The following is a 15,096-nucleotide window of genomic DNA, read 5'->3' as shown; positions in this document are numbered from 1 at the left end:
GGTCAGCTCCGCAATGTCTTTCCGGTGTCGGCGGCAAACAGATGCGCCTGCGACATGTCGAGGCTCATGGCGACCCGCTCGCCCGACCTGAGCGGTCGCGGGTTCAGCATGCGCGACACCCAGTCCGTGCCGTTGAACTCGACGAACACCAGCGTCTCGTTGCCGAGCGGTTCGGTGACCGTTATCGGCAGCTCGATCTGGTGAACGTCGGCCGCACCCCCGGAGCTGATGCCATGGCCGGTCGGGTAGATGTCGTCCGGCCGCAGCCCGAACACCACCTTGTCGCCGGTGGCGACATTGGCCTTGAACTGACCGGGCAAAGGCAGTTTTTCGCCGCTGGCGAAAACCATCTGGCCGTCGTCGATCGTCGCTTCATGCAGGTTCATTGGTGGCGAGCCGATGAAGCCGGCAACGAAGCGCGTCGCCGGACGCCGGAAAACCTCGTCGGGCGTGCCGACCTGTTCGATATGGCCGTCGCGCATGATGACGATGCGGTCGGCAAGCGTCATCGCCTCGACCTGGTCATGGGTGACATAGATCACCGTCGACTGCACCTTGGCATGCAGTTTCTTGATCTCGGTGCGCATCTGCGTGCGCAGCTTGGCATCGAGGTTGGAAAGCGGCTCGTCGAACAGAAACACGTCGGGGTCGCGCACGATGGCGCGGCCCATGGCAACACGCTGACGCTGGCCGCCGGACAGTTGCGACGGGCGGCGGTCCAGCAGCGTGTCGAGGCCGAGGATGGCCGAGGCCTCTGCAACACGGCGGTCCATGTCTTCCTTGGCGGCACCGGCGATCTTCAGGGAGAAGCCGAGATTCTCGCGCACCGTCATATGCGGATAGAGCGCGTAGGACTGGAACACCATCGAGATGTTGCGCGAGCGCGGGGGCAGATCGTTGACGACGCGTCCGCCGATCTCGATCGATCCGGCGCTGATCTCTTCCAACCCGGCGATCATGCGCAGCGTCGTCGACTTGCCGCAGCCGGAGGGGCCGACCAGCGCGATGAACTCGCGGTCGGCGATGTCGAGATCGATGCCGTGCACGATCCCGATATTGCCATAGCGCTTGGTCAGCTTGGTGAGGGTAACGGTTGCCATTGGATCAGCCTTTCACCGCGCCGGAGGTCAGGCCGCCGACAAGGTGTTTCTGGACGATGTAGGTGAGGGTGAGCGCCGGAATGATCATCACCACGGCGAGCGCGCACATGCCGCGCCAGTCTATGGTGAACTCGGCCGTGTAGTCGAGCAGGCCGACCGGCAGCGTCTTGGCGCTCACCGAGCGGGTCAGTTGCGAGGCCAGCGCGAACTCGTTCCAGCAGGTCAGGAAGGCGAAGATGGCGGCGGACGCGATGCCCGGCCCGGCGAGCGGGAACTCGACCTGCCAGAAGGCCTGCCAGCGCGTGCAGCCATCGATCTGTGCCGCCTCCGCGAGATCCTTCGGCACCTGGCGGAAGAAACCGTCGATCAGCCAGATCGTGAACGGCACGTTGAGCGCGACATAGGCAAGGATCAGCCCGAAATGGGTGTCGATGATGCCGAGTCGCACATAGAGGAAGAACAGCGGCAGCGACAGCGCGATGCCGGGCACCGTGCGCGTCAGCATCAGGCCAAGGAACACGCTGGATTTGCCGCGGAAGCGGTAGCGCGCGAAGGCGTAGCCGCCGGCCATGCCGATGGCGACCGCGATGATCGTCGAGGTGACTGAGATGATCAGCGAGTTGCGGAAGTATTCGATCACCGGGATGCCACCCTTGCCGATGCCGCTGAACATGGCGACATAGGCGTCGAGCGAGATCTCCTGCGGGACCCACACCGGCGGCTTGGCCATGATCTCGACGGTCGGCCGCAGCGACGAGATGACGATCCACAGGCCCGGCAGGCAGATCGTCAGCATCGCCAGGAACAGGCCGATGCGATAGATGATGCCCAGCAACCGACGCTTGAGGCGGGCGGAAGAATTCTCGTCCATTCTCACCACTCCGCACCGATCTGCGTGCGTGCCGCGGCGAGCTTGTTGAAGAAGTAGACGGTGAAGGCGATCGACAGCAGGATCGAGAAATAGGCCATGGCGTTGGCCATGCCCATGCGCCCGTCGCTGTAGGCGGTGCGCGCCACCAGCGTCCACAACAGCTCGGTGCGACCCGCCGGTCCGCCGTCGGTCATGATCTTGACGATGTCATAGGCGCGCGCGACGTCGAGCGAGCGGATGGTCATGGCAATGTAGGCGAAAGGCATGACGAAGGGCCACGTCACATAGCGAAATGTCTGCCACGGCGTGCAGCCGTCGACCCGCGCCGCCTCGATCGGCTCCTTGGGCATGGCCAGCAGGCCGGCGAGGATCAGGATGGCGAAGATCGCCGTCGACGACCAGATCTCGGCGATCGAAATGGCGATGAAGGCGAGATGGCCTTGGATCAGCCATGGAATGGCGTCCTGCGTGATGCCGAGCGACTGCAGGGCATTGTTCACCAGGCCGATATTGTCGTTGAACATGAACTTGAACTGGAAGCCGACGAGGATCGGCGAGAACATCATCGGGAACATCATCAGCGTGCGCAGGATGCGCTGGCCGCGTGTCGCTTTCTCGACCAGCATCGCCAGGCCAAGGCCGAGCAGCATTTCGAGATTGAGCGCGATTGTCAGCAGCAGAACAGTGCGGCCGAACGCCCACCAGAAATCGGTGTTGGAGAGGATCGAAAGATAGTTCCGGATGCCGATGAAGACGTAAAATGTCTCGGGCTTGGTCAGGCGGAATGGCGTGAAGCTGGAATAGAGCGACAGAAGCAGTGGCACGACGACGACCGCCGCCAGCACGATCATCGCCGGAAGCAGCAACAGGAATGGCGCGGATGGCTTGAAGCCCTTCATTGAGGTCCTGTGTGGTGTTGCATGCGGCTGTCGGTGCCTCTTCCACGCCGAAGCCCACGGCGGGTGGCGGAAGGGCCATCATGGATCGGCCCGCGGCTTCGCCCGGAAAGGCGCGATCGCCTCCCCCATCTTCCTGACGGGGGAGGCAGCCTTGGGAGCGTTTGCTAGAGCTTGCCGGCGTCCTGGAGGATCTGCGTCGCCTTGGCCGCGGCTTCATCCAGGGCCTGCTTGGACGTCTTGTCGCCGAGGATCGCCGCCTGCAGTTCGGGATAGACGGCGTTCGAGATCTCGATCCACGACGGGGTCTGCGGTACGGCGAAGGCGCTCTTTGCCTCTTCCTGGAAAGCCGCCAGCACTTCCTTCTTGTAAGGATCGTTGGCTGCCTGCTGCAGGTCCCAGTCCCAGACCGCCGTGCGGGTCGGCAACGGGCCTGCGGCAGCCTCGAGCTTCTGGCTGTCCTCGTTGGTCAGCCACCATACCAGCGAGGCTGCGGCCTCCTTGTTCGGGCAGTTCTCGGTCACCGAGAAGCCGTGGAAACCGGACCAGCCGGTGCGCTTGCCCGACGAGCCCTTCGGCGCAACCTTGACGCCGACATTGCCGGCGACCTTGGACGACTTCGGATCGTTGAAGAAGCCGGCCCAGCCCGGCCAGTCGAGATTGATGGCGACGGTGCCGGAGGCAAAGCCCTGGCCGAGATCGTCCCAGAGATAGTTGGTCGTTCCGGCCGGCACGGCCTTGGCCTTGTAGAGATTGACGAACCAGTCGAGCGCCCTGATGCCGGCCTCTGAGTTGAAGACCGGCTTGCCGTCCTTGTCGAGATACTCGCCGCCCTCGGCGACCACCATCTCGTAGAAGCGGCCGTTGATTGCCTCTTCCTTGCCGGCGAATTGCGTGCCGTAGAAATTGGGCGGGTTGGCGAAGAACTCGGCCTGGTCGGTGACTTCCTTCCAGGTGTCCGGCGGCACCAGGTCATAGCCGTATTTCGCCTTAAACTTGGTCTTGTTGTCGGCGTTCTCGTACAGGCTCTTCTGGTAGTAGAGCGCCGAAACGTCGAACTGCGCGCGCGGCAGCATCTCCAGCTTGCCGTCGATGGTCGCCGCCTTGATCGTCGAAGGCACGAAGGCGTCGATCTCCGACTTGGGCAGCAGCTTGCCGAGGTCGGTGTAGAGGCTCGTATATTGCGGCGCGAACGACGAATGGTTCCAGCCGACGCACCAGTTGGTGCTGCCCGAGGCGATGTCGGACTTGAGCTCCTTGTCGATATCGAAGCCGTTCTTCTTGGTCAGGATGTTGACCTTGGCGCCGGTCAGCTTCTCCCATTCGGGAATCCGCTCGTAGAGCTTTTCATATTGCTGGCCGCCGATCAGCTTGGCATCGATGGTGACGCCTTCGAACTTGCCGGGCAGGTCGCCGGCAAGGGCAGTGCCTGCACCGAATGCAAGCAACAATGCGCCGGCCGATACGCCGGAAAGCAGTCTGTTCATTGGTATCCTCCCTTGGTGCGCCTCAGCGGCGACCGCAACTCGTCTGATGACAAGAAGTGCTACATTCATATACAAACAAAACATTCATGGATACGTCAAGGCGAAATTTGTTTCCGCTGGTCACATTCCTGCGTATATGAAGGACAGAATTCACTGGAGGGAAGAGCCATGGACGACAGCGAAGACGAGCGCTATCGCGCGCCGGCGCTCGACAAGGGGCTCGACATCCTTGAACTGCTGGCAGGCGTCGACGGCGGCCTGACGCAGGCGGAAATCGCCAAGAAACTCGACCGCAGCCCGAACGAATTCTATCGCATGCTCGACCGGCTGGTACGGCGCGGCTACGTCACGCGGCTGGATGGAGACCGCTATTCGCTGACGCTCAAGCTGTTCGGCCTGGCGCAATTGCATGCCCCGGTGCGCCGCCTCGTTTCCTACGCCACGCCGCTGATGCGCGAGCTGGCCGAGACATCACAGCAGGCCAACCAACTTGTTGTTTTTGATCGCGGTTCCGCCGTCGTGATCGCTCAGCAGGAAGCGCCGAACTACTGGGGCATATCGATCCGGGTCGGCTCGCATATCAGCCTGTTCGACACCGGCTCGGGACATGTCCTGCTCGCCTTCCGTTCGCCCGAAGAGCGGCAGATGATGATTTCCGAGCATGTCCGCAGCACCGACAAGACGGCGCAATCGGCCGAATTCTTCACCCGTCTCGACCAGATCCGCGATCGTGGCTACGAGATGATGGCCTCGATGCAGACCGCCGGCGTCTTCAACCTGTCGGCGCCGGTGCGCAGTTCCGACGGCAAGGCGATCGCTGCGCTGTCGATTCCCTACATCACTGTCGTCAATGCGCCTTCCGCGCCCGACATCACCAGGACGATCGAACTGCTGCTGGCCACGGCTGACAAGTTGTCGCGGCTGGCCGGGTCGGCGGTCGGCTCGTCGACATTCTTATTTGAATGAAGAATTCCTCCGTGAGATGATCTGAAAAGCCAAGAAGGAGGGAGCCACCATGATCATCGACACCCATCTGCATCTCATCGATCGCTCGGCCTTGCGCTATCCCTGGCTCGCCGGCGTGCCGGCGCTCAATCGCGATTTCTCCTACGAGGAATACGCTGTCGAGGCGCAGCGTGTCGGCGTCGAGCGCGTGCTGCACATGGAAGTCGATGTCGATCCAGCCGACATCGAGGCAGAGACCGCTCGGGTCGAAGGGCTGTCGCGGCAACCCGGCAGCATGCTGGCCGGGGCGATCGCCTCCTGCCGGCCGGAAGAGACGGATTTTGCGGCCTATCTCGAACGTCAACGAGCAAATCCCTTCGTCAAGGGTTTCCGCCGCGTTCTCCATGTCGTGCCCGACGATCTCTCGGAAGGCGCGCAGTTTCGAGACAACATCAAGCGGCTTGGCGGCACCGGCCTGACCTTCGATCTCGTCGTGCTGCCGCACCAGATTCCCAAGGCGACAGCGCTTGCCGACCTCGCGCCCGATGCAAAGTTCGTCCTCGACCATTGCGGCGTCCCCGACATCAAGGGCGGAGCCGAGCACCCTTGGCGCGAACATATGAGCGAGATCGCGCGGCGTCCGAATGTCATGGCCAAGATTTCCGGTGTCGTCGCCTATGCCGACCCCGGCAGCTGGACGGCCGAGACGTTGCGGCCTTATGTCGAGCACACAATCGGTGTGTTCGGCTGGGACCGTGTTGTCTGGGGCAGCGACTGGCCGGTCTGCACGCTCGGCGGCGGGCTCTCGACCTGGGTGGCGGCGACCCATGCGCTGCTTTCGGGCTGCAGCGTTTCGGAACGTGACGGGCTCCTGTCCGCGAATGCCCGCAAGCTGTGGCGGCTCGAATAGGCGGGTCCCCTTGGCATTGCGTCAGATCGTCGTCGAGACGTGCCGTTCGCGGCCATAGAGCGAGACCAGCAGCACGATGATGAAGCCGAGTGCCGCCTGAACCGCTGAAGGCTGGAAGCCGAGGCCGATCAGCAGCGTGTTGATTTCCGTCAGCACCAGCACGCCGGCGATCGTGCCGAGATAGCTGCCACGGCCACCGACCAGCGCCGCACCACCGACGACGACCGCCGCGATGGTCTGGAACAGATAGGGCTGGCCGACATCACCATAGGCCGAACCGGTGAAGCCGAGCAGCAGTACGCCCGCGACCGCGGCGAAGAAGGCGCTCGCCGCATAGGTGATGACCCACATGCGAACCGGGTCGATCAGTGCCAGCGGTGCCGCGCCCGGATTGCTGCCCAGCGCATAGAGCCGACGCCCATAGGGCGTCCGCTCCAGCACCAGGACGACGAGCGCCGCCAGCACGACCAGGCTCGGCACCAGCCATGGAACCGGCAGCGGCCCAGCCGATCCACCGATCGACACGAAGTTGGAAACCGCTTGCGGCGCGGAGCCGGACGGGAAGCCGGCTGTCCATAAAAGCACCAGCCCTTGCACGACCATGCCGATGCCGAGCGTGACGATGAGCGGCTGGATGTCGAGGCTGCGCGAGATCAACCCGTTCAGCCCACCGATGACGAGTGCCAGCACCCCGACGAGGCCGCAGACGAGAAAAAAGTTCCAGCCATCGCCGTAGAGCTGCGCCGCCACGACATTGGCGAAACCGATGACGAAGGGGATGGACAGGTCGATGCCGCCCATGATGACGACCAGCGTCTGCCCGATCGAGGCGACCGCCAGCAGCGAGGCGAGCACCAGCATGGCGCGCACGGCGAATGGCGAGGAGTAGCCGGGGATGAGGACTGTGCCGGCGAGATGCAGAACGGCGGCGACAAAGAAAGCACCGACGACGCGGGCATTGGTTGTCGCGAACAGGTTTCGCCCAGTGGCCATGTCAGCGTCCCCTCATGGCAAAACGTTCCTGCAGCGCGGTCAGCATCACCGCCAGCACCAGTATGGCGCCATAGGCGATCTGCAGCACGAAGGTCGAAACGTTGAACGTCGTCAGCACGCTTTGCAGCAGGAAGATGTCGATGGCGCCGATCGCCGCGCCCGCGACACCGCCGCGACCACCGGCCAGGCTGACGCCGCCAAGCGCGACGGCGGCGATGGCGATCAGCGTGTAGGTCGGCCCGATATTGGGATCGGCGGAGCCGATCAGCGCCGTCAGCATCAGCCCGGCGCATCCGCTAAAGATGCCGGTCATGACATAGGCGATGAAGCGCACACGCGTGACATCGACACCGGCGGTGTAGGCGGCGCGGTCGTCGCTGCCGACCGCCATCAGCTGGTCGTAGTAGGGAGTGCGCCGCACCAGCCACCAGGCAATGAACATCGCCGCCAGCGGCAGCAGCGACAGCGGGCCGGACAGCGCCTTGAGCCAGGCCGGCGCCGGGCCGATCGGCGCCGGCAGGATCGTCAGCGTGACGCCGGTGAGGATCAGATAGGTGCCAAGCGTGGCGACGATCGGCTGGATGCGCACGACGGTCGCCAGGAAACCATTCGCCGCGCCCACCAGCGCGCCAACGAGCAGCGTTGCCGGAACGAGCACCAGGGGCGACGAGATGCCGGCGCCAAGGAACAGCACCTGGATCGCAAAAGCATTGACGAAGCCCATCAGCGGTCCGACCGAAATGTCGATGCCGCCACGCCCGGCAAGGATCACCGGGGTCGACGCGATGGCCGCGCCGATAAGAGGCGCGGCCAGTCCGACCAGCGCGCCCCAGGAGCCCGGCTGGAACCGCCCCGGACTGAGAATGAGATTGACCGCGAGCAGGATCACCAGCAGCACGACGGCGAAACCGACGCTTCGTCCAAGAGACAGGAGGCGGGCTGCCAGGGTCATGCCGCCCGTCCGAACATGGCAGCGATTACACTGTCGGCGGTGAGCCGCTCATCGGCGATTTCGGCTGCGACCTCATTTTCACGAAACACCAGAACGCGCTGGCAGAGGAGAAGAATCTCTTCGATCTCGCTGGACAGGATGACCAGCCCCATGCCCTCGGCCGCCAGACCACGAAAGACATCGTAGAGCACATGCCGCGTCGCCACGTCGACGCCGCGCGTCGGGTCGTTGAGCAGCAGGATCGCAGGCTCCAGCGCCAATGCCCGCGCCAAAAGCACCTTCTGCTGGTTGCCGCCCGACAGTGTGGTGATCGGCGCATCGGGACGGGGCGCCACGATCGACAGTTTCTCGCGATAGATATCGTAGCGCGCCTTGCGCGCCGCCGGGCTGATCAGGCCAAGGCGCGTATCGCGCGACAATGTCGAGACAGCGAAATTGTCGAGCACGGACTGCGTCGGGAAAATGCCGTTCGCGCGTCGGTCGCGCGGCAGGTAGGCAATGCCGCTGGCGACGGCCTTGCGAAAGCCGGTGATCTTGCGGGAAGCGCCCGGCGCACCAAACTCGATCGAGCCGCCAAGCGGCGAGGCGAGTCCGGCGAGCATTTTGAGGAACAGCTCCTGGCCATGGCCGTCGAGGCCGGCAAGGCCGACGATTTCACCGGGAGCGATGGTTTGCGTTATTGCGCTGGCGCCGGGCGCGATGACGAGATCGCGGGCAGCGAGGCCAGGAGCCGTGTGATCAGCCATGCGCCAGCTCCGCCGCCATGCGTGGTGCCATGGCCTTCAGCAGTTCAGCCGGCGTCGAGGCGCCGCGTTCCTCGGTGCGCACAACGCTGCCGCCGCGCAGGATCGAAATGCGGTCCGAAAGCGACATCACCTCGTCCATGCGGTGGGTGATGAACAGGATGAGGCAACCTTCGCCGGCAAGGGCGCGCATCAACGAGAAGACAGACTCGCGATCGGCGAAATCGAGCGCGGCTGTGACCTCGTCGAGGATGAGGATTTTTGGATTGCGCACGAGCGCGCGGGCGAGGACGACCAGTTGCTGCGCGGCAAGCGGCAACAGGCCGGCGCGCGAATCGAGCGGAACGTCGGTGACGGCGAAGCGCTTCAACGCCGCAGCCGCCCGGTCGCGACGCTCGTTGCGGGGGACGGTGCGTCGGACCAGCCCGTCGAGGCCGAGCAGGATGTTGTCTGTCACGCTGCGGTCCGGCGCGATCAGCACCTCCTGGAACACCGTGGCGAAACCTTGCGCCTGGAAGACCGAGGGGCCGGCGCCTGAGAACGGCTTGCCTTGCAAAAGGATCGCGCCACTGTCCGGCTGGACGATGCCGGACAGAAGCTTGACCATCGTGCTCTTGCCCGAACCGTTCTCACCCAGAATGGTATGGATGGTCCCCGCCCGGAACGCGATCGAGGCGTCCGCGAGCGCGACCGTCTCGCCATAGCGTTTGGATATGTTTCTGATTTCAAGCATGTCGTGTTTCGATGCTGGCTGGCCGGCTCCCCCAAAGGAGCCGGCTTGCCGAGACCCTATTTGGCGCACGCGTCACTTTGCACAGGCGTCTGGCACCTTCGAATAATCCCAGCCCTTGGTCGGCGCCGGGTTCGAGAAATAGGCGTCGAGCCATTCCTCCGGCATCGGGTCCTTGGGCGGGATCGGGAAGATCGAGACGGCGTCCGTCGTCATGCAGTCCTTGTACCATTGGCCGAGATCGGCGCTGTGGACCGGCGGGATCGGGATCAGCATCGTGTTCAGCTTCGGCTTCTGGCCGTCGAGCATGCGCGCGCCGACACGGAACAGCGTTTCGGCGGTCCAGTGCGGCAGCACGGCGTGGCCTTCGAAGCGGTACTTGTCGGGGTTGGCTTTCCAGTAACCCAGCGCATCGCCGGTGATCGAGCCGGTGATCAATGGCGCCGGCCTGCCGGCTTCGGCGAAGGCCTCGGCGACGACGCGGCTCTCGCTGCCGGTCGTCCACACCGCGTCGATCGGTGCCGGGTTGGTGGCGATGGCCTGCAGCACCACCGTCTTGGTTACGTTGGCAGTCCAGTTGCCGTTGACGTTGCGCGAGATCTTCAGCTTGGGATTCTCGGCCAACGCCTTGTCGGCACCCTGGCGTTCCTGCACCACGATCGGGTGGCCAGCAATGCCTTCGACCAAAAGGATGCTGGCGCCGTCCGGCTGTGCCTTGCCGATCGCCGTCATCATGTCGTAACCCCAGCGCGCATAGTTGGAATCGACATTGATCGCGTTCGGGCTGGTCACCGAACCGGCCGCGGTGATGAACGGGATGCCGGCCTTGGCTGCGGCATCGATCGCATCGTCAAGCGCCGTCGCCGAACCCGGGATCGAGGTGATGATCGAGCATTTCTTGTCGATGAAGGCGCGGATCTGGTTGATCTGCTGGCTGGCGTCGTTGTTGGAATCCGATACCTCGAAGCTGGACACCGTGCCGTCGGCGATCAGCCCGTCGACCAGCCGCTTCAGTTCCTTGGTCACCGTGACCCGCCATGGGTTGCCCTGGTAGGATTCCGAGTGGCACCATTTCCACGGCTTCGGCGGCGGGGTGAAATTGTCCCAGGCCGAGGGCAGCACCTTCTGCGGCGCGCCGTCATATTGCGCCTTGAGTTCGGTCGGCAGCCCGCCGATGACGCCTTGCACGTCCTCGGCAAAGGCGGTCGTTGCAAGCGAGGCAAGCGCCGTTGCGGCCAGCAGGCCGCGGATCATTGCTGTCATTCTCGTTCTCCTCCCGTTAGGTTTCGTTCAGGCTCCTCCACCGGCAGCGCCGGACACCTGCGCCGGGGAGCTCTCCCGGAACAGGCGATTGAGATCGGCAACGACCTGTCGGGACTGATGCCTGGAGGTCATGCCGGAAAGGATGCGGTCGGATGCCGCCTGCTGGAACACCATGTAGCCGTCATGGCGCGGCCGCACCCATGCGCCCTCCAGCGTTGCGCGCGTATCCCTGTAGAAGTTGCCGGTCGCGGCATTGACGGCCTGGTCTTCCCAGGCCGCCTCATGGCCGGGCTGGCCGCCGGCGGCGGCGTAGGCGCTGCGCTGGACATCGCCGCTGGCGACCCAATAGGCGAAGTCGATCGCTGCCTCTTTCGCCTTCGAAAAGGCTGACACGGCTATGCCTGTGCCACCGAGCGCCGAACCGACGGGGCCGCTCGCGCCGATGACCGGGATGTCGGCGAAGGCCAGCCGGATCGCGCGAAATCCCGTCACCGCATAGGAGACGTAGCCGTAGATCAACGGCGCGCAGACGAACCGGGAACCGGACTCTGCCATGCGCTCCGAAACGGCGATCGGATCCATCTCGAAGCAGGCGGGGTCGACCAGCGCCGCGATCTCGCACATCGTCTCGAAGACTTCGCTGCCCGTCTCGATGTCGACGAGGTCGCGGGACGGATCGGTCGCGCAGGGATGACCGAGATTGCCGGCCAGCGTGTAGAACACCATCAGCACATGCGGCGGCCGCAATGGCAGAAGCACATGGCCTTGCCGGGCGAGATCGAGCACATCGCTCCAGCGCGGTGGCGGCGCATCGAGCGCATCCGGCCGCCAGGCCTGGACCTGGCTGGCAGCATCGATCGGAAACGCCCACTGCCGCCCCTGCCAGTTGTAGCTCGGATAGGACTGGCCGACGCTACCCGACGCGAGCGTCGCGCGCTCCGCCTCGCGAGCGACGACATCAAGCGGCTCAAGGCAGCGCTCCGCCGTGATCTGGCCGACATGCGGATGGTCGATGACGATGAGATCGTAGGCCCGCGCCAGTTCCTCGACCGGGAAGGACTCGAAATCCTGCAGCGAGCGCTTGTCCCACTCGATCGAGACACCCGTCCGTTGCCGCCACAGGGACGAGCAGGCGACCATCGGATCGTAGCCACGCGGATGGCTCCAGGTCATGCCCTTGAGGGTGCTCACAGGCCGAACTCCTCGCGGATTGCCGCGCTATGCTCGCCGATACGTGGAGCTGCCCGATCGACCTTGGCCCTGATGCCATCGACCCTGAGCGGCGAGCTGGTGGTGAGGATCGAGACGTCGTCCTCGCGCGTCACCGTCTGCAGCATGTCGAGCGACTGGAAGCCTTCGCTTGCCAGCATCTCCGGCCAGGTCAGCACCTTGGCGCACCAGATGTCGGCCGGCTCGAGAATGGCCAGCCATTCGTCGATCGTCTTGGTGGCGATGCGTTGCGCGATGATCGCCTTGATGTGGTCGCGCGCGGTGAACCACGATGCCGGATTGTCGCGATAGGGCGCCAACTCCTCGAGTGACAGCAGATCGGCCAGCTTGGGGATCGGCGTCATGGCGATGGCCAGATAACCGTCCTTGGCCGGATACACGCCATAGGGCGCCGACAGATAGGCATGCGCGCTGCGGAAGTTGGAGCGCTTGGGCAAGCGCCGGCCGTCATTGAGATGGGTGGTCAGCACCTCGAACTGGAAATCCACCAGCGCTTCCAGCAGGCTGGTTTCGATATGACTGCCCTGGCCGGTGATGCCGCGCCGCACCAGCGCCGCCAGGATACCTTGCGCGCAGGCAGCACCGGCCAGCATGTCGCCGATGGCAAGGCCGAACGGCACCGGCCCTTGGTCCTCGTCGCCGTTCAGCCACATCACGCCGGAGCGCGACTGCGCCAGAAGATCCTGGCCCGGACGCTTGACCCATGGCCCGTCCTCGCCATAGCCGCTGATCGAGGCATAGACCAGCCGCGGGTTGATCTTGCGGACAGCCTCATAGTCAAGGCCGAGCCGCTCGATGACGCCCGGCCGGAAATTCTGGATGAGCACGTCGGCCTTGGCCAGAAGGCCGCGCAGCGCCTTGAGGTCGGCCTCGTTCTTGAGGTCGATGGCGAGGCTTTCCTTGGCCCGATTGATGGCATGGAAGATGGTGGAATCGCCGCCGATCTCGGTGTCGCTGAGATAGAGCCGGCGCGACAGGTCGCCGCCATCCGGACGCTCGATCTTGATGACGCGGGCGCCGAGATCGAGCAGCCTGAGCGAACAGTAGGGCCCGGACAGGAACTGGCTCATGTCGACGACGACGAGACCGGCAAGCGGCAATTCGGCTGCTGCCGGCATGGCTATTTCTCCGTCTTGCCGACGAAATCGGCCGGGTTGCGGTACTTCACCGTCTGCAGATGCTCGCAATAGAGAACCAGTTCGCCTTCGCCCTTGAACACCTCATAGCTGGCGCGGATCAGCCCCATTTCCTTGTAGCGGGGCTTCTTGTCGAGGTTGGAGCGGATCGAATAGATGGTGTCACCAATGAAGACAGGCTTTATGAAACGCAGCCTGTCGTAGCCATAGGAGAAGGCATTGACGCAATTGGTGGCGACCAGCCCCAGGCCGGCCGAGAAGACAAAGGCGCCGGCCACCAGCCGCTTGCCGAAAATGCCCTCGGTCTCGGCAAACATCTGGTCCTGCACGTAAGGGTGGATGTCGAGCACCAGCGTGTTGAAAAGGTGGCTGTCGCCTTCGGCCATGGTGCGGCGCAACGAGCGGATCTTCTGGCCAACGGGCCAGTCCTCATAGAACCAGTTCTCGGCGTTCCACACCGGCAGGGCGGCGTGGTCCGCGGGCATGTTGCTGGGATACGTCGAGGCGACGCCGACGGTGGGCGCGAAATCGGTCATGGCTGGCTCCGATGGTCTCTCGCGAGGTTCCGGGCAACCGTTTGAACGCGCATCAAAGCGTCGAAAAGCACGGCATCTCCTCCCTCCAATCTTCTTTTGTAAATAGTATTTTCACATATGGGGTTGCGTTGCAAGCGTGAACAGGCGAAATTTTGGCTGCTCCCGCGCACCCAAGCGCTGGTGGGCAGGGGAGGAAATCATGCGCGATTGTCTGGTCTTTGTCGGCAGCCTGAACCGTGAGGCGCCCTATTTTCAGGGCGCGCGCGGGGTCGGTCTCAGCGTCTACAGCTTCGACGAGGAAACGCTGGGAACACGGAAACTGGCCGAGACCAATGACATCGACAATCCGACATTCCTGTCGGTGACGCCGGATGGCTCTCGCCTCTACGCCAATTCGGAGGTCTTCACCTGGCGCGAGGGAACCGTTTCCGCCTACAGTTTCGATCGTGCCTCGGGGACGCTCAGCTATCTGAACAAGCAGCCCTCGCTGGGCAGCATCACCGCCCACAACACCATCACCCAGGACGGGACGAAACTGCTGGTCGCGAATTACGGCATGGGCGAGGGTGGGCCGGATCGCGCCGTGGCGGTCTATGGCTTCGAAAAGAACGGTGCCTTGTCGGCACCGCTGGCCAGCGTTTCGCATAAAGGCACCGGCCCGAATGCGGCGCGGCAGGAACGATCGCATGCCCACAGCGTAACCGAAACCATCGCCGGCGGAACGGCTATTGTCGCCGACCTCGGCATCGACCGCTTGGTATCCTACCGCGTCGAGCATGATGGCAGCCTGAGCAAGTCAGCCGAATCCGCTTTGCCGCCGGGCGCCGGTCCGCGCCATCTCGCACTGCATCCCAACGGGCGCTTCGTCTTTGTCATGAACGAGCTGGATTCGACCATCGTGTCGATGGCGCTCGACAAAGCCACCGGCAAGCTGTCGATCATCGACGCAAGGCCGGCCGTGCCGGCCGAGGCGCGCGACAGCAATCATTGCGCCGACATCCAGATCTCGCCCGACGGCCGTTTCGTCTATGGCTCCAACCGTGGCCACGACAGCGTCGTCATCATGGCGGTCGACCAGGGCACTGGCGCTTTGAGCCTCGTCGGCTATGTTCCCTGCGGCGGCGCGACGCCGCGCAACCTGGCGCTGACGCCGTCGGGCGGCCATCTGTTCTCGGCCAACCAGAATGCCGACCGCATCTCGATCTTTGTCCGCGACGCCGACAGCGGCATACTGACCGACACCGGCCGCACCATCGAGATCGGCACGCCAATGTGCGTCAAGATCGTGCGTTGAACCGCCTGCA

At 64.0% G+C, this 15,096-nt stretch carries 15 protein-coding genes; 3 read left to right on the top strand and 12 right to left on the bottom strand.

The features are described from left to right. Positions 1-2: 2 nt before the first annotated feature. The 4 genes from BLS48_RS08730 to BLS48_RS08715 all read right to left on the bottom strand — a co-directional run bounded on the left by BLS48_RS08730 (position 3) and on the right by BLS48_RS08715 (position 4,354). Positions 3-1,100, bottom strand: a complete 1,098-nt coding sequence (locus BLS48_RS08730) for an ABC transporter ATP-binding protein (protein WP_091576771.1) — start codon at positions 1,098-1,100, stop codon at positions 3-5. A 4-nt stretch (positions 1,101-1,104) separates the two neighbouring features. Further along, positions 1,105-1,971 carry a carbohydrate ABC transporter permease gene (locus BLS48_RS08725; protein ID WP_091576769.1) on the bottom strand — a complete coding sequence of 289 codons (867 nt, stop codon included), beginning with the start codon at positions 1,969-1,971 and terminating at the stop codon, positions 1,105-1,107. 2 nt (positions 1,972-1,973) lie between these two features. Further along, positions 1,974-2,870 (bottom strand): carbohydrate ABC transporter permease, encoded by an 897-nt coding sequence (locus BLS48_RS08720; RefSeq protein WP_091576768.1) that lies wholly within the window; start codon positions 2,868-2,870, stop codon positions 1,974-1,976. A gap of 164 nt (positions 2,871-3,034) precedes the next feature. Continuing rightward, entirely contained in the window at positions 3,035-4,354 is a 1,320-nt protein-coding gene (locus BLS48_RS08715; RefSeq protein ID WP_091576766.1) for an ABC transporter substrate-binding protein, read from the bottom strand. A 168-nt stretch (positions 4,355-4,522) separates the two neighbouring features. Between BLS48_RS08715 and BLS48_RS08710 the strand changes: the two genes are divergently transcribed. Together BLS48_RS08710 and BLS48_RS08705 are read left to right on the top strand one after the other, a co-directional pair. Continuing rightward, complete coding sequence (locus tag BLS48_RS08710) at positions 4,523-5,320, top strand: IclR family transcriptional regulator (RefSeq protein ID WP_091576764.1); 798 nt, start codon at positions 4,523-4,525, stop codon at positions 5,318-5,320. A gap of 49 nt (positions 5,321-5,369) precedes the next feature. Further along, positions 5,370-6,209 carry an amidohydrolase family protein gene (locus BLS48_RS08705; RefSeq protein WP_091576763.1) on the top strand — a complete coding sequence of 280 codons (840 nt, stop codon included), beginning with the start codon at positions 5,370-5,372 and terminating at the stop codon, positions 6,207-6,209. Positions 6,210-6,230: 21 nt separating this feature from the next. Here BLS48_RS08705 and BLS48_RS08700 read toward each other — a convergent pair whose 3' ends face one another. The 8 genes from BLS48_RS08700 to BLS48_RS08665 form a co-directional block, all read right to left on the bottom strand. Next, complete coding sequence (locus tag BLS48_RS08700; RefSeq protein ID WP_091576761.1) at positions 6,231-7,202, bottom strand: ABC transporter permease; 972 nt, start codon at positions 7,200-7,202, stop codon at positions 6,231-6,233. A 1-nt stretch (position 7,203) separates the two neighbouring features. Then, on the bottom strand, positions 7,204-8,154 hold the full coding sequence (locus BLS48_RS08695; RefSeq protein WP_091576759.1) for an ABC transporter permease: 951 nt from the start codon (positions 8,152-8,154) through the stop codon (positions 7,204-7,206). After that, positions 8,151-8,900: an ATP-binding cassette domain-containing protein gene (locus BLS48_RS08690; RefSeq protein ID WP_091576758.1), complete on the bottom strand. Its 750-nt coding sequence runs from the start codon at positions 8,898-8,900 to the stop codon at positions 8,151-8,153. The genes BLS48_RS08695 and BLS48_RS08690 overlap by 4 nt, the downstream gene beginning before the upstream one ends. Next, positions 8,893-9,630 carry an ATP-binding cassette domain-containing protein gene (locus BLS48_RS08685; RefSeq protein ID WP_091576756.1) on the bottom strand — a complete coding sequence of 246 codons (738 nt, stop codon included), beginning with the start codon at positions 9,628-9,630 and terminating at the stop codon, positions 8,893-8,895. The genes BLS48_RS08690 and BLS48_RS08685 overlap by 8 nt, the downstream gene beginning before the upstream one ends. 72 nt (positions 9,631-9,702) lie before the next feature. Beyond that, positions 9,703-10,890, bottom strand: a complete 1,188-nt coding sequence (locus BLS48_RS08680) for an ABC transporter substrate-binding protein (RefSeq protein ID WP_091576755.1) — start codon at positions 10,888-10,890, stop codon at positions 9,703-9,705. Between the two features lie 27 nt (positions 10,891-10,917). After that, positions 10,918-12,063: an extracellular solute-binding protein gene (locus tag BLS48_RS08675; protein WP_091576931.1), complete on the bottom strand. Its 1,146-nt coding sequence runs from the start codon at positions 12,061-12,063 to the stop codon at positions 10,918-10,920. Positions 12,064-12,077: 14 nt separating this feature from the next. Continuing rightward, positions 12,078-13,238: a CaiB/BaiF CoA transferase family protein gene (locus tag BLS48_RS08670; protein ID WP_091576753.1), complete on the bottom strand. Its 1,161-nt coding sequence runs from the start codon at positions 13,236-13,238 to the stop codon at positions 12,078-12,080. A gap of 2 nt (positions 13,239-13,240) precedes the next feature. Next, a complete protein-coding gene (locus BLS48_RS08665; protein ID WP_091576751.1) occupies positions 13,241-13,792 on the bottom strand; it encodes a MaoC family dehydratase in 552 nt (183 codons plus the stop codon). 199 nt (positions 13,793-13,991) lie between these two features. On the opposite strand from BLS48_RS08665, the gene BLS48_RS08660 reads away from it, so the two are divergent. Continuing rightward, positions 13,992-15,086, top strand: coding sequence for a lactonase family protein (locus BLS48_RS08660; protein WP_167364999.1), 1,095 nt, complete (start codon positions 13,992-13,994; stop codon positions 15,084-15,086). Positions 15,087-15,096: the final 10 nt, after the last annotated feature.

Origin of the sequence: Mesorhizobium qingshengii (genome assembly GCF_900103325.1) — a bacterium.
Lineage (GTDB): Bacteria > Pseudomonadota > Alphaproteobacteria > Rhizobiales > Rhizobiaceae > Mesorhizobium > Mesorhizobium qingshengii.
The sequence above is the reverse complement of the archived record's forward strand: the minus strand, read 5'-3'. Positions and strand labels throughout refer to the sequence as shown.

Coding starts and splice junctions, on each gene's coding strand:
- BLS48_RS08730 (WP_091576771.1), bottom strand. CDS start 1,100: ATGGCAACCGTTACCCTCACCAAGCTGACCAAGCGCTATGGCAATATC.
- BLS48_RS08725 (WP_091576769.1), bottom strand. CDS start 1,971: ATGGACGAGAATTCTTCCGCCCGCCTCAAGCGTCGGTTGCTGGGCATC.
- BLS48_RS08720 (WP_091576768.1), bottom strand. CDS start 2,870: ATGAAGGGCTTCAAGCCATCCGCGCCATTCCTGTTGCTGCTTCCGGCG.
- BLS48_RS08715 (WP_091576766.1), bottom strand. CDS start 4,354: ATGAACAGACTGCTTTCCGGCGTATCGGCCGGCGCATTGTTGCTTGCA.
- BLS48_RS08710 (WP_091576764.1), top strand. CDS start 4,523: ATGGACGACAGCGAAGACGAGCGCTATCGCGCGCCGGCGCTCGACAAG.
- BLS48_RS08705 (WP_091576763.1), top strand. CDS start 5,370: ATGATCATCGACACCCATCTGCATCTCATCGATCGCTCGGCCTTGCGC.
- BLS48_RS08700 (WP_091576761.1), bottom strand. CDS start 7,202: ATGGCCACTGGGCGAAACCTGTTCGCGACAACCAATGCCCGCGTCGTC.
- BLS48_RS08695 (WP_091576759.1), bottom strand. CDS start 8,154: ATGACCCTGGCAGCCCGCCTCCTGTCTCTTGGACGAAGCGTCGGTTTC.
- BLS48_RS08690 (WP_091576758.1), bottom strand. CDS start 8,900: ATGGCTGATCACACGGCTCCTGGCCTCGCTGCCCGCGATCTCGTCATC.
- BLS48_RS08685 (WP_091576756.1), bottom strand. CDS start 9,630: ATGCTTGAAATCAGAAACATATCCAAACGCTATGGCGAGACGGTCGCG.
- BLS48_RS08680 (WP_091576755.1), bottom strand. CDS start 10,890: ATGACAGCAATGATCCGCGGCCTGCTGGCCGCAACGGCGCTTGCCTCG.
- BLS48_RS08675 (WP_091576931.1), bottom strand. CDS start 12,063: ATGACCTGGAGCCATCCGCGTGGCTACGATCCGATGGTCGCCTGCTCG.
- BLS48_RS08670 (WP_091576753.1), bottom strand. CDS start 13,238: ATGCCGGCAGCAGCCGAATTGCCGCTTGCCGGTCTCGTCGTCGTCGAC.
- BLS48_RS08665 (WP_091576751.1), bottom strand. CDS start 13,792: ATGACCGATTTCGCGCCCACCGTCGGCGTCGCCTCGACGTATCCCAGC.
- BLS48_RS08660 (WP_167364999.1), top strand. CDS start 13,992: ATGCGCGATTGTCTGGTCTTTGTCGGCAGCCTGAACCGTGAGGCGCCC.